This window comes from Armatimonas sp. (assembly GCF_964826245.1).
This window is the reverse complement of the sequence record NZ_CBAYMC010000123.1, coordinates 1-12,991: the sequence shown is the minus strand read 5'-3', so window position 1 is coordinate 12,991 and position 12,991 is coordinate 1. Positions and strand designations below refer to the sequence as shown.

Below are 12,991 nucleotides of genomic sequence, written 5' to 3'. Positions count from 1 at the left end.
GTCCTTGGCGGTGGATGCCATCCCGCCGCCACACCACTCTACTTGCGGATTGAAGGCAAGCTGACCATCTTTGAGCATGGTATCGGAGCCTCCGAAGGGATTGTCTTTTCCGGCGTAGCCCTGCACCAGGCGGGGAATCCGGCGGCGGTCCGAGGGGAGGGTGTCTTTGAGCTGGAAGGGCTTCAGGAGCCGCTTCTTGGCTTCGTCGTAGTAGCGCGACCGCGTGATGTGCTCGATCACCATGCCTAGCACGATAAAGTTGGTATCGGAGTACTCCCAGCCCTGGCCGGCGGCGAAGGGGGCTTTGGTGTCAAAAATATAGGCTAACCGCTCCTCGGGCTTCCAGACCTTATCGGGGTGCGCGAGCAGGTCGCGGACAAACTCGTCTTTGAACTCGAAGCGCACCAGCCCGCTGGTATGGCGCATGAGCTGGCGGATGGTAATCTCGGTGGCGTTGGGCAGGCGTGAAAACCAGGGCTCTTTCCCCAGGTAGACCGAGAGCTTCTCATCGAGGGCGAGCTTCTTCTCTTGCACGAGCTGGAGCGCGACCGCCGCGACATAGGTCTTGCCGACACTTCCCTGGAGCATCCGGTCCGTGGGCTTCATCGCGACTTTGCGCTCCTTGTCCGCCCAGCCGATCACCAGCCCCTGCGGCGCTTCATCGCCGCGCACGATGCCAAGGCTTGCGCCGGGAAAAGAGGCGGACTCCTGCCAGTGCTGCAGTGCAGCTTGAAGAGAGGTTTGTTTCATTCTATTCTCCGGGGACTTTCAGGCCCCGACTCATCGATCATTTTTGTGGTGGCTGGCTGGTGAGCTGGACGAGGGCTTCTAACACTCTTGCGCGGCGCATGGGGTCTAAGATCAGGAACCGATCCCGTCCATTGTTCTTGGGCGTGAAGCGCGTGAAACCATCGTTTTCCACCGTGACTTGGCCGTGGGGCGAGAGGGCGAAGAAGTCGCGATCGGGCTGGGCGGCGTAGAGGCAGCTGGCCAGGTCCCAGCAGGGGCGCTCCTCGCCGGGCTGGCAGTAGGCTCTGTAGGCCAGCGGGATCGGGTGGGTGGGGACATAAGAAAAATCCTGCTCGATGCTCTTGACCGGGTAGCGCAGGGCGTTGCCGATCTCGAAGCCTCCCCAGATAATGGAGGTCGGCCAGTCTTTGGCGAGCTTCTGTGCGGCGGGAATGTCTTGGGTGACATTGTACTCGCAGAAGTGGTTATTACTCTCAACAGTTGCGAACGCACCCGCCATGATCGAGAGCACTTTAACTTTCTTGAGAACTAAGTCGCGGTCTTTGGGATCGTCGAGGAGCTTGGCGAGATTGGAGAAAAAGCCGACTTGGGCAATCGCCACAGAGCCATCGGGCTGGGCTTGGAGGGTCTTGCGGATCAAGTCCACGGCATCCAGGGCACGGTCCGGGTTGATGCGGTGGGGGAACTTCTCCGCCACCTTGAGATAGGTGCTCGGGTCGCCGGGCTTGCCGTCGCGCTTGACCCCGATGGGAATCTCGGGGCGGCCATAGAACGTATTGACCGCATCCGTAAAGCGGGCAGACCAGGGATCGACGCGAGTGAGGGTGACCGCGAGAATTTTACATGCCCCGCGCGACTGCAAGCTGTGCAGGACCGCAAGGGCGAGGGCATCGTCCACATCGTTGCCCATGTCGGTGTCAAAGATAATCGAAGTCATAGGAGCTCCCGTGCGGCTTGTTCTACCTGATCGGGTGTGATGGTGTCTAGTGCCGCACGGATAGCATCGTCGGTGGGCTTTACTCCCTCGGCGAGGGGGGAGACAAGGCTCCGGTGGCGTGGGCCGTCGTAGTGCCAGCGGGCGAACTTGGTCGGGCCAAAGATTCCCACCGTAGACAGCCCGACACCGGCGGCTAAGTGTAGCAAGCCACCGTCGTTGCCGATCCATAAGTCGCAGCAGGAGATCAGAGCCATCGCCTCACGGAGCTTGGTCTTCCCGGCGAGCATCAAGGGCTTGTGGCGCATTGCGGCCTCGACGGCCTCGGCTGCCTTGCGCTCCATGTCGGTACCAAAGAGAACAACCCGCGCCCCATACTTCTCACTCAACCGATCCCCGACAAGTGCGTAGTGCTCGGCCTTCCACTCACGGACATAGGGATCGTTGGCGCCGGGCTGCATCCCGATAAAGCGCTCGCCTTCACTTGCTAAGCGTGCTTTTGCGGCGGCTTTTTCGTCGTCTTTGACCCACAGAATCGGACTGTGATCGTAGTTTCCGGGCGCAATAGCTTGCAGCAAATCTAAATAGGCCACAATCTCGCGCTTGTCCCAGAGATACGGGACCCGGTGCGTGAGCATAAACCCGCGCCCCTCTGTATTGAAGCCGACCCGCTGCTTGGCACCACACGCCACCCCGAGCATCGCGGCATGAAACGAGCGGTCCACGAGAAAGCAAATGTCGGGCTTGGCAAGCTTCTGGGCAAGCGCGAAAAGTCCATCACTTTTTTGGTAGGCCAGAAGGGAGTCGGTGTAGGGGCAGCTTTCGAGAAGCTGGATCGCCGCGCCACCTGCCATTAGGGTCACATGGCTCTCGGGGTAGGCTTGCTTGATCCCGCGCAGGAGCGGCGTGACAATGAGCGTATCGCCCATGTACTTGTGCTTGGTAACAACGGCAATTCGCTGCATTTATGCCTGCTAGATCGTGGCTTCGCAGCCGCAAGCGAAGGTGAGAGTGACGGGCGACGTGTGGGTTTCTTCCGGCTGGCCTGGGCGGAAGTGAATCACCGTGCTCGTGGTCATGTCCAGCGTCACGACATCGGCAATACCCTGGCTCAGGTAGAATGGCACGCCCACCTTGAGGTCTTTATCCTCGTAGTGCTTGCTAATGATCTCAATGATGGCTCCCGGCAAGAGTGTCACCGCGCCGTCTTGCTCGTCTTCATCGGGAATACGACAAAAAATGGCAATATCGGGGCGCTTGATCGAGCCATCGGGAAACTTCACGTAAACATCTGAGAGGTGTTTGCAGGCACAGTCATAGATCGCGTCCGAGCGCCGCCGGATGGTTTGTCGGATGGTATCTATGCGATCCTGATGTTTATAAGAAGGAAATGCCTCCCAGGTCGTCATGCCTCCTGCCAGCTCTAACTTTACCCCGGAGAGCTCCTCCACTTGCTGTGCCAGTTCGAAGAAGTCCATGCGTTATTCTACCGTGAACTGGGCGGCGTGAAGCTGGGCATAGACCCCGTTTTTCTCTAGCAGCTCGGTGTGGGTGCCGCGCTCGACGATCTTTCCAGCCTCCATGACGAGAATTTGGTCCGCGGCCAGAATTGTGGAGAGACGGTGGGCGATGGCGAACGTGGTGCGGCCTTCGGAGAGGCGCGTGAGGGCGTCTTGGATCAGGCGCTCGCTCTGGGTGTCGAGGGCGCTGGTGGCTTCATCCAGAATCAGAATCTGGGGGTTCTTGAGGATCGCGCGAGCAATTGCGATGCGTTGCTTCTCGCCGCCGGAGAGCTTGTAGCCCCGCTCCCCGACCACGGTGTCGTAGCCTTCGGGGAGTGAGGCGATATGGTCGTGGATCGCGGCGGCTTGTGCGGCCTCGATGAGCTGTGCATCGGTGGCATCGGGCCTGCCGTATCGTAAATTTTCGCGGATGGTGTCGTGGACAAGATAGGTCTCTTGCGTCACCACGCCAATGGCCTGCCCAAGAGTCGCCAGCGGCAGGCGCTTGATCTCGTGGCCGTCAATACGCACCGTCCCCGAGTCGGCATCGTAGAGGCGTGGAATGAGATACGTCATGGTTGTCTTGCCTGAGCCGCTAGGCCCCACTAAGGCAACCAGCTGGCCCGGATGGGCGACAAAGCTAATCTCCGAAAGCGTTTGTTTATCGTCATCGTAGGCGAACGAGACGCCTTCAAAGCTCACCTCGCCGCGAACGTCCTCAGATTTGAGCGCAATCGCGTCTTTGGGCTCCGGGTCGCGGATCTCCTGCTTGAGGTTCATGTAGTCGAAGATGCGCTCGAACAGCCCCAGCGCGGTGAGAACCTCGACTTGGACATTAAAGAGGCTCGTCAGCGGGAAGAACAGCCGGCCTTGGAGCGATGTGAAAGCGACAATCAGTCCGATGGTGAGGCGCTGCGACTCGCCGTGGGCCATGAAGTACCCGGCGAGCCAGAAGACCAACGCGGGCGTGAGGCTAAAGGTCAGCGGGATCAGGCTAAAGAAGATTCGCATGATCGTGGACTGGAGAATCTGCGTCGCCGTGAGCGCCTCGTTTTCTTTGGCGAACTTGGCCAGTGTCCGCACTTGTTGTCCGCTGGTCTTCGTGAGCAAGACACCCGACACCGAGAGTGTCTCCTGCATTGTCGCGGAGAGATCCGCGTTTTGCTCGGCGGATACCTTGCGCATCGCCCCCATCTTCATCCCGAGCTTGGCGGAGACCACGGCAAAGACGGGCAGAATGCTAAGCGCCAGTAGGGTCAGTCGCCAGTCCAGCGCGATCATGTAGATCAGTGTTGAGATGACAATCGTGACATTGTTGAGGAAGTTTGCGATGGTATCCGAGAGCACGCCTTGCACGCCGCCGACATCGGAGATCAGGCGCGACTGGATCTCTCCCGTGCGCGTCGTGGTAAAGAAGCGCAGGCTCATCCCCTGCAAGTGGTCAAAGAGGTTCAGGCGTAGATCACGCATGATCTTCTGGCCCACCAGCACTGAGAGCCAGCCAAACCAGAGCGAGAAGCCACTGGAGGCGATGGTCATCAGGAGCGTCAGGAGCGTGTACTTGGTCACGACCCCGAAGTCCTGCTTGCCAAAGCCCACATCCACAATGGTTCGCAGATACGCTGGTGGAAATAGGCCCAAGAATGCCGAGATCAGCACCAGCACACAGATCAAAGCGAGCTGCCGTCGGTACGGGACAAACGTCGCGATAACGCGCTTTACCGTCTCCGGATTCGGCTTTTTCGGTACTCCCCCTGGCCCTCCCGGCCCTCCCATTCGAAAACCCATGACCGATTGTATCGTAAAAAAGAGAACTTTTGTTTCTAGCCCTGATGAGATTCCCCTGGATGAGATCCCCCCTGATAGAATGGAGGTGCTATGTATCTCAAACGCCGCCGTTTTTTGGGTCTGCTTTCTTTGCTGGTTCTGGGATGTCAAACCTCCCAGCCTCCTACGACAGCACATCCTGCCGCCTCGTCGCCTGTTCGTTTTGTGGAAGTCGCCGAGAAGGCCGGTCTGAAGTTTTCGTGGACGGCTCCTGGAAAGCGCCCGTTAAATATTCTCCAGACCATCGGCAACGGCTGTGCGTTTCTGGACTACGATGGTGATAGCAACTTAGATATTCTGTTAGTGGGCCCTAAGCCGGGTCTCTTTCGTGGGGATGGGAAAGGCCAGTTTACCGATGTGAGTGCGACAGTGCTGGGGACTCTCTCGGGGTATTTTCTCGGTGTTGCGGTTGGTGACTACGACGGCGATGGCTTCGCCGATATATATCTCTCAGGGTACCGTGAGGGGCGCTTGCTTCACAATGAGGCAGGCAAGAGCTTCAACGATGTGACCGCACTTTCGGGGCTTAAGCCACAGCCCTGGGGAACCGCGTGTGGGTTTTCCGATCTGAATGGCGATGGTAAGCTCGATCTCTACGTGGCCAACTACGCAGAGTTTGGCCCGACCACCGAGCCGCAGCTGTGCAAGTTCCGCACGGAGAAACACGGCGAGCTTCTGAGCTCTTGTGGCCCAACACGCTATATTGGGCTGAAGGGAACCCTCTGGCAGGGGGATGGCAAACGCTTCACAGAGATTACTCAGGCGGCAGGGCTCAGTACGCAAAATGGCCGAGGACTCGGGGTGGCATTTGCAGACATCCATGGCAAGGGATTTCCGAGTATTGCCCTCGCCAACGACGAAGCCCCCGGCGATTTTTTTAGTGCCCGTGGTGGTGGGAAGTTCGAAAATATCGGGCAGGCAGCAGGTGTGGCAACCGACTTAGAGGGGAAAGTCCACGGTGGGATGGGTATTGACTGGGGGGACTACGACAACGATGGCAAGCTTGATTTGTTTGTGGCGACGTTTCGCAACGAGGTCAAGAACCTCTACCACAACGATGGTGACGAAGCATTTAGCGACAAGAGCAATGCTGTTGGGATTGGGCAAGCGGCGCTGCCGTATGTGAGCTTTGGCTGCAAGTTCCTTGATGCCGACAACGATGGTTGGCTAGATTTAATGATTACCAATGGCCATGTCCAAGACAATATCGAGCTGATTGAGGACACCACCTACCGCCAGAAGACCCTGCTTCTCCACAGCCAGAAGGGTGTTTTCACCGATGTGGGAGCAAGCTCGGGAATCGCGAGCCTTCCCCCCATTGTGGGCCGTGGCCTTGCCGTGGGCGACTACGACAACGACGGGCACATGGACGTGCTTATTGTTGATAGTGAGGGAAAACCACTCCTCTTAAATAATCAGAGTGCCCCGCAGGGCTGGGTAGGATTTGACTGTGGAGGGCGCTACGGAGCCATACTCACCCTCAAGCTCACCAGCGGCGAGATCCGTGTTCGGCAGTGTCAGAGCGCGGGCTCGTACCTCTCGGCCTCCGATGCACGGGTACACTTCGGGCTAGGGAAGGACTCCGTGGAGAGCCTCACCGTGAAGTGGCCTTCTGGCAAGAGCGAGACCTGGAAGGGGTTTACTACCGGTAAGTACCTTACCCTTCAGCCAGGCCAAGCGCCGCACTAAGGCTTTTTGGGGTTGGGGACTTTGGCGGTGTCTACCGTCTCACGCATCGTGGCATCCATGAGCGCCTGAAGGCCCCGTGCCGCTTGCTCCGGGTGGGTCTTGAGCATCTTCACCATGCCTTGCTGCTGAAGCGACTTCTCTTTCTCACCCGTTTGGAGATAGAGCTTGGCCAGCTTCTCATGGATCGCGATATCTGCCGGGTGAGCCAGCTCCTGCTCAACAAGGCGGCGGATCTCATCTGCGGTGCGCGAGACCACCGTAGCCAGCTCTTGAACTTCTTTGGCCTTCTCTGGTTTTCCTATCTTACGGTAAGCCTGTGCCATCAGGCGGAGGGCACTAATCTCGCGCGGCTTGGCCTCAAGAACCTCCGTCAGAAGAATCCCGGCATCGGCAGCTTGTTGTGGATCGTTCTTATCCAGCAGAACCTGAGCGAGGGCTTGCTTTACGACAGGGACATCGGGCTCAAGCTGGAGGGAGAGGCGTAGGTGCTTCTCCGCCTCGGCAGCCCGTGCGGGGGTGCTCTGCTGGGTGGTGAGGTGGTAGCCCAGCATGTAGTGGGTCTGGGCATCGCGCGGAGCGGCAATGAGTCGGCGGCGCAGAAGAGCCTCAGACTCGGCAGGTTTGTAGTTGGCCCGGTAGGCGTCAGCCATGGGGGTCAGAAAATCTGTGCGCTCGGGATCGAGCTGAGCCGCTTTTTGGTAAGCGGCAAGGGAGAGATCGTAGCGAAGCCCTTGGTAGAAGTAGCTCTTACCCAGCGCGATCCAGACCTCGATATTGTTTGGATCAAGCTTGCTCGCCTTCTCCAAGTTCTCTAGAGCCAACCGGTGCAGCTTGAGCGCTGTGGCCGCCCGTCCCAGCCCAATCACGCCTGGTAGCCAGTCTGGGCGCTTGGCGAGAACCTGGCGGTACTGGAGGGCGGCCTTGATTGCCGCTCCCCCGGCGAGTAAGACATCGGCATAGGCTAGCTGTGCCTCAAGTGAGTCGGGAGCCAGTGTCATGGCCTTCTTAGCGGCAAGCTCTGCCTCGCGATAGCGGCCGTTGCGGCGGAGCGCCTCCGACCAAAGAAGCTGCGCCTCAAGCAGCTCGGGATTGGCTGTGGCAAGTCGCTCGCGGTAGGAGAAGCCGCTGCGTGCACGATCCCGGCGCGCTCGACCATCAAAATAGCTATTAAGATAGCTCCCCTGCGAGTAGCGTAGAGTAACCTCGCCCGGACCATTGGGACAGAGCGCCTTGGCAATCTCTAGATCCGTAGCTCCTGTCGGAAGCGCCTCGGTGCGCTTGAGTGCCTCGGCGATCGCTGCCGTGTCGCTTGCACCGCCTTTTTGGGCTTCCCCAAGAACAGAGCGTGCCGCAGGGCGCTGCCCTGAGGCGGTGAGGCAGGCGGCCCAGGTTCGCCAGAGTAGCTCATCACGCATCCCGGTCTGAATGGCTTTGGCGAGCACATCTGCGGCATCGGCAAAGCGATTGATCTCCGCAAGACGTCCAGCCAGAAGTACAAGGGCAGGGCCATCGCTCGAGTTAGTCTGCGCATAGCGCTCCAGCTCATCCAGGTAGGCTTCGCGAAGCCAAGTCGCATGGTTGGCTTGAACCACCGAGCGAGCCCCAAGCGCTAGAAGGGCAAGAGCGAGAGCCGCCCCCAGCCAGCGAAGACGCGGATGGAGAGCGGCTTTTTTCGTTGTCACAGACATAAAGGCAGTAAAGACAGCATGCAGAAGGCGAGGCTACTTAATGCCCAGCTGAGCACGAATCTTAGCCTTTACCTCAGGAGGGGTATTGGGGTTATTGAGTGACTCAGCCATCTGCGGGGGGATATTGGCAGGAGCGGTAGCAGGCGCAGCGTTCTTGCTGGCATCAGCGGCAATCGTTGCTGCCGAGTCTTTCACAGGCTCATCTTTCTTGCAACCCACAAGGCTGAAACCAGCCGTCAGAATCGCGAGGAGCAACGAAAGGCGAAGTGTTTTTGGCATGAAAGTTTCCTTTTTAAGTTCAGGTTCAAGATAAAGACGCACCGCACAAAAGGCGGTGCGTCCCCAGTAGGCTATGATATCCCGCTTTTACGGAGTGAAGACTGTCGTAGACTTGGCATTCTTGAACAGATAGAAGTCGTTCTTGCGAACCGATCCCCAGTTCAGTGCCTTGACATGGCCGTCGGCAAAGACATAGTTACCATTCTCCATATGCCCCTTAGTTCCTGCCGTTGCGAAGGCGCCATCACAGCCACCCGAGGTAGCCGCATCCTGACCTGCCCTGCGACCCGCCAGCTTCCAGGTGTCACAGCCCGTCCAGAGGGAGCCCCAAGGCGAGCCGTAATTGATATCACCAGAGTTGATGTCTACAACTTCGATAGTCTCCGCAGGAGCATCCATCGCGGCAAGCGCGACTGGGTTGGCGTTCCAGTTGGACATACCCGTGTTCGGATCGGGCTGACCTCCTCCTTGAGCAGCACGCTCGCGGGTGTTGATGCGGCCTACAGAGCTATAGGTACGGGTCTTGGCATTGGTGTTGAACCGACCGTCCCAGAAGTTGCCCAGTCCATAGCCATTTGTCGCTTTGCGCTGAACACTCGGACAGGCCCACATGTCGGTGTTCTTGGTATACGGCTCAAGCAGACACTCCAACGGCACAACCGCCTGACCACCACCGTTGATGGGAGGGTTCGCGACAAAGAGAGTCGGCAGGGTCTCGTCGTAGTCTTGTACATACATCATCAGACCAAGACCGATCTGCTTAAGGTTAGAAACGCAGGAGATGGCACGAGCACGCTCACGTGCTTGGGCAAAGACAGGGAACAAAATCGCGGCGAGAATCGCGATAATCGCGATCACGACAAGAAGCTCAATAAGCGTAAATGCCTTTTTAGCGGAAGAAATACGAGTCATTTAAATCCTCTCAGAATACCAAGGTTAAGTTGCGATCTCCGACTAACACAAACATAGCACCGGGCAAGCTTGACCATCCATGAGTGTAGCGCTTCAAAGCGCTTTAAAAAACGTGTCCGATTCAGTTGAATATCCTACCACAATGAGACAGCAACGTCTATGCCTCAGAGCTCTCTGTATGAAAAAAAGATTAATCTTTTTTCGGAATATGAATCTTATGGTCTGCCATGGTCATGGGGATCTCGGAGCCTGCCAGCGCTTTTCGAGCGGGCATGTGACAGCCAATGCACTTCTCTTTCGGGTTCACCGGACAGGGTTTCTGTAAAGGAGTTTGAGGTGAGTGGCACTTCAGACAAGCCCGCTCATAAAATACCGGCTGCGTTTTCGCGTTTTCGTGGGGGCTGTGGCAAGTCAAACAAGAGAGCTTGTCAGAGCTTTTCTGGAAGCACTTGCTCTCCATAAGCCCGTAGGTCTGCATCCGGTTGGAAACATCTTTAGGAAGGTGGGCTACCGCCACATCCTCGCGCGTGCCGTGGCACTTTCCGCACCGCACATTGAGCTGTGATGCGGGTAGCTTGCCCAGAGCCTCCATACGCCCTGACTTCTCGTCCCCCGTGCGAGCCGCACGCACATGGGCGCCTCCTGCTCCATGGCAAGACTCACACCCAACTCCAAAGAAGCGCTTCTCTGGCTTGCCACCCGCTTCAGGAACTGTCACAGCGTGGCAGAGCATGCATTTCTGAGCATTAGAAATGGGGTGGACTTTCCCTAGCGAGCTGGCTGCTAGTTTCTCCTGCCCTGGGGTGATGTACCATCTCTTCTTCAGGGGAAAGTAGCTCATTCGGAACTCCGCCATCTGGCCATCCTCTAGAAAAGCCACATAGGTCACCCCCGTCTTACCTGAGCCTACCGCCAGATCTAGCGCTGCTGTGGCCTCTGTCTGTGAGGGAATGGCGACCTGAAAACCCTTTGCTTGCTCGCTCAGCACAAACTCTGTGTTGGGGATATCTCCCTTTGGAGGAACTCGTGTGCCTAGCTCATGGGCTGTGAGGGTATTGAGGGTGAGGGCATGGTAGCTCTGGGCATGGCTCTTGGCAATATCGGGGTGGCACTCCGTGCAGGCAGTATTGCCCACAAACTCTTCGACAACCGTGGTGGGTTTGGGCTTTGGCGACGCGGGAGTGAGGCTTGGATCCCCTAGACACCCCGCCATCAGGAACAACAGAAAGGTCATTCCTAGTCCCAGTGCTCTTCGTAAAACCGCCTGACGTTGCATTATTAACCGATTATACCTCTCTGTCTTGATTGAGAGTATTGAGTGACTCGTGGCGACGGGTGAATCGCATCGAAATCGGTTGGGGGAAAATCTCCTCAGGAGGACAACCCCATGAATCTCTTAGAAAAATTCAAAGTTGCCATCGTCAAGTGGGCAGACTCACAACGAGAATGACTCAAGCAAGACTTCAGCATTGAAGCCATTCTCTCGCACGATACTATCGGACGCGTGGCACCTGACCACGAGGAAAAGCTTATTTCTCCTATTGCCAAATGCTCATACTGTTCCCAAAATAAATATTCTTTTGAATACCAGGGAACCATTAGTCAAGTGGTGACTATGAGAAACATAACAAGCATTACCCATTATCTCCAAATCGTGAGAGTCCTATAACAACCGTCGAAACTCCACTGGTTTGTAGAAAAAATAGAGAATCAAGAAGAAAACAATGAACGAAATAGTAATTGAGATCCCCAAAGACCTAACGAAAGCAAGCCAAGTAATGACGAGCCGCGAAGCTCAAGCCCGTGAGATCGTCAAGCACGCCGATGAGCAACCGCATACGTCACTGAAAGAAAAGCTGGAGTCTACTCTTGATAACACGGTTGGGGCTGGAACCACCGATAAAGTCAGTGGCACCGCCAAAGAGATGCTGGGCAAAGTTGAGGAGCGCGTTGGCGAGCTCCTGGGAAACCGTGAGACCCAAGCCCGTGGGATTGTTCACCGGGCGGATGGCAAGGCGCAGCACACACTCGGCGCACTAAAAGAAGAGACACAAGACGCTATGGACGATGCTGCCGAAGCTCTCCATCAGGCCGCAGAAGCGGCAAAGAAGATCGTATAATGAAAACAACACTTTTACTCGTCGGCGCACTGATCGCGCCGCTTGCTCTCTCTTCCCCACAGGCTCACGCACAGACCCGGCAGGTCCGTCTTGAGTCCGGCGCCGTGATTCCCGTCTTTCTCGATAAAGACCTGAGCAGCAAGACCGCCCACACCGGAGAGAAGTTCTCGGCGACCGTTCGCTATGGCAATGAGGATGCGGGAATGCCACAGGGCACCCGAATCGAAGGCGTGATTCGTGAGGTTCAGCGCTTCTCAGACGGCAAGCCGGGCGTTCTGGATCTTGATTTCCGGTGGATGGTAACTCCGGGCGGCCAGAGCCGCGCTCTCTCGGGTTCCCTGATCGCGCTCAATGGCAAGACCACAACGGCATCGGATGGCAGGCTGACTGCAACGGGCGACAAAGGCACGGATCGGAATAAGTTCATCGGAATTGGAGCGGGCAGCGGCCTGCTGATCGGGGCTCTGGCCAAGAAAGATGCTCTGCTCAGCACGATCTTGGGTGCGGGGGCGGGCTATCTCTTCAATGAGTTTGCGAACAAGCCAAAGACCGGCGATGTCAACTTGAAATCCGGCACCGAGTTTGGGATTCGCTTGGATCGTGGCCTGACATTTCAGTCGAATCAAGCGCAGGGGGACTGGCACCGCTCCGACAAAGCCTCCGTCCAGACCATCAGCGATGCTCGTTACTCCAACAACGAGACCTACAAAAATACGTATCAAGATATTGGAATGTTCATCGATGGAAAAGAAGTCACTTTTGGTTCCGCAAAGCCTTTTATGCGTAGCGGCCAGGTCATGATGCCTCTGGACTCGGTGTCTCAGGCGGCGAATTTTAGCTACCGCTACAACCGATCCAATCACATCCTCACCGCACGAAACGGCTCGCTTCGTATGGACATCAACAGCCGTGTCGCCGTGATGGACGGGCGGCGCTACTGGCTCCCGGTCGCCTGCGAGCTACGTGAGGACACGGTCTTCGCTCCCCTCCCGTTTCTCAATATCGTCACGGGTGGCACCACGGTCTGGGATGCCGATAGCCGCACTGCGATCCTGACCACAAAACGACGTTAGACGTTAATGGAAAAAATAGGCGATTGAAGTTTATACCCTTCTGAGCCAGCTACATGCGGATCATAGCCTAACTCCAGTCATGGGTTGAGCGGTTGCAAAATTCCTGCCTTGCAGAGCGTGTAGTGAAGCATCTTCACTCGAATCGTACTCCAGAGCCCCGTTAAGGAACGAGAGAAGACTAGATCCACAAATCGGTTCCAGAAGCTGGAGAAAACGG

The 12,991-nt window shown here is 57.0% G+C and carries 12 protein-coding genes; 3 read left to right on the top strand and 9 right to left on the bottom strand.

Annotated elements, in window-relative coordinates:
• The 5 genes from AC1XOS_RS12895 to AC1XOS_RS12875 all read right to left on the bottom strand — a co-directional run.
• The coding region (locus tag AC1XOS_RS12895; RefSeq protein WP_481962629.1) for a serine hydrolase domain-containing protein at positions 1 to 750 on the bottom strand (750 nt) is incomplete at its 3' end.
• 37 nt (positions 751 to 787) lie between these two features.
• Positions 788 to 1,687 (bottom strand): nucleoside hydrolase, encoded by a 900-nt coding sequence (locus AC1XOS_RS12890; RefSeq protein WP_481962628.1) that lies wholly within the window; start codon positions 1,685 to 1,687, stop codon positions 788 to 790.
• The gene (locus AC1XOS_RS12885; protein ID WP_481962627.1) at positions 1,684 to 2,649 is read right to left on the bottom strand and encodes a glycosyltransferase family 9 protein; all 966 of its coding nucleotides are present in this window, start codon (positions 2,647 to 2,649) and stop codon (positions 1,684 to 1,686) included. The genes AC1XOS_RS12890 and AC1XOS_RS12885 overlap by 4 nt, the downstream gene beginning before the upstream one ends.
• A gap of 9 nt (positions 2,650 to 2,658) precedes the next feature.
• On the bottom strand, positions 2,659 to 3,162 hold the full coding sequence (locus AC1XOS_RS12880; protein ID WP_481962626.1) for a Uma2 family endonuclease: 504 nt from the start codon (positions 3,160 to 3,162) through the stop codon (positions 2,659 to 2,661).
• A gap of 3 nt (positions 3,163 to 3,165) precedes the next feature.
• Positions 3,166 to 4,974: an ABC transporter ATP-binding protein gene (locus tag AC1XOS_RS12875; RefSeq protein WP_481962625.1), complete on the bottom strand. Its 1,809-nt coding sequence runs from the start codon at positions 4,972 to 4,974 to the stop codon at positions 3,166 to 3,168.
• Between the two features lie 90 nt (positions 4,975 to 5,064).
• Between AC1XOS_RS12875 and AC1XOS_RS12870 the strand changes: the two genes are divergently transcribed.
• Entirely contained in the window at positions 5,065 to 6,702 is a 1,638-nt protein-coding gene (locus tag AC1XOS_RS12870; RefSeq protein ID WP_481962624.1) for a CRTAC1 family protein, read from the top strand.
• On the opposite strand, the gene AC1XOS_RS12865 is transcribed toward AC1XOS_RS12870, so the two are convergent.
• The 4 genes from AC1XOS_RS12865 to AC1XOS_RS12850 all read right to left on the bottom strand — a co-directional run bounded on the left by AC1XOS_RS12865 (position 6,699) and on the right by AC1XOS_RS12850 (position 10,857).
• The gene (locus tag AC1XOS_RS12865) at positions 6,699 to 8,390 is read right to left on the bottom strand and encodes a tetratricopeptide repeat protein (protein WP_481962623.1); all 1,692 of its coding nucleotides are present in this window, start codon (positions 8,388 to 8,390) and stop codon (positions 6,699 to 6,701) included. The genes AC1XOS_RS12870 and AC1XOS_RS12865 overlap by 4 nt on opposite strands.
• A gap of 33 nt (positions 8,391 to 8,423) precedes the next feature.
• On the bottom strand, positions 8,424 to 8,669 hold the full coding sequence (locus AC1XOS_RS12860; RefSeq protein ID WP_481962622.1) for a hypothetical protein: 246 nt from the start codon (positions 8,667 to 8,669) through the stop codon (positions 8,424 to 8,426).
• Between the two features lie 87 nt (positions 8,670 to 8,756).
• Positions 8,757 to 9,581, bottom strand: a complete 825-nt coding sequence (locus AC1XOS_RS12855) for a DUF1559 family PulG-like putative transporter (RefSeq protein WP_481962621.1) — start codon at positions 9,579 to 9,581, stop codon at positions 8,757 to 8,759.
• A gap of 190 nt (positions 9,582 to 9,771) precedes the next feature.
• The gene (locus AC1XOS_RS12850; RefSeq protein ID WP_481962620.1) at positions 9,772 to 10,857 is read right to left on the bottom strand and encodes a multiheme c-type cytochrome; all 1,086 of its coding nucleotides are present in this window, start codon (positions 10,855 to 10,857) and stop codon (positions 9,772 to 9,774) included.
• A 448-nt stretch (positions 10,858 to 11,305) separates the two neighbouring features.
• On the opposite strand from AC1XOS_RS12850, the gene AC1XOS_RS12845 reads away from it, so the two are divergent.
• Both AC1XOS_RS12845 and AC1XOS_RS12840 read left to right on the top strand, forming a co-directional pair.
• Positions 11,306 to 11,701, top strand: a complete 396-nt coding sequence (locus tag AC1XOS_RS12845; protein WP_481962619.1) for a CsbD family protein — start codon at positions 11,306 to 11,308, stop codon at positions 11,699 to 11,701.
• Positions 11,701 to 12,774: a stalk domain-containing protein gene (locus tag AC1XOS_RS12840; RefSeq protein WP_481962618.1), complete on the top strand. Its 1,074-nt coding sequence runs from the start codon at positions 11,701 to 11,703 to the stop codon at positions 12,772 to 12,774. The genes AC1XOS_RS12845 and AC1XOS_RS12840 overlap by 1 nt, the downstream gene beginning before the upstream one ends.
• The last annotated feature ends 217 nt before the right edge of the window (positions 12,775 to 12,991 follow it).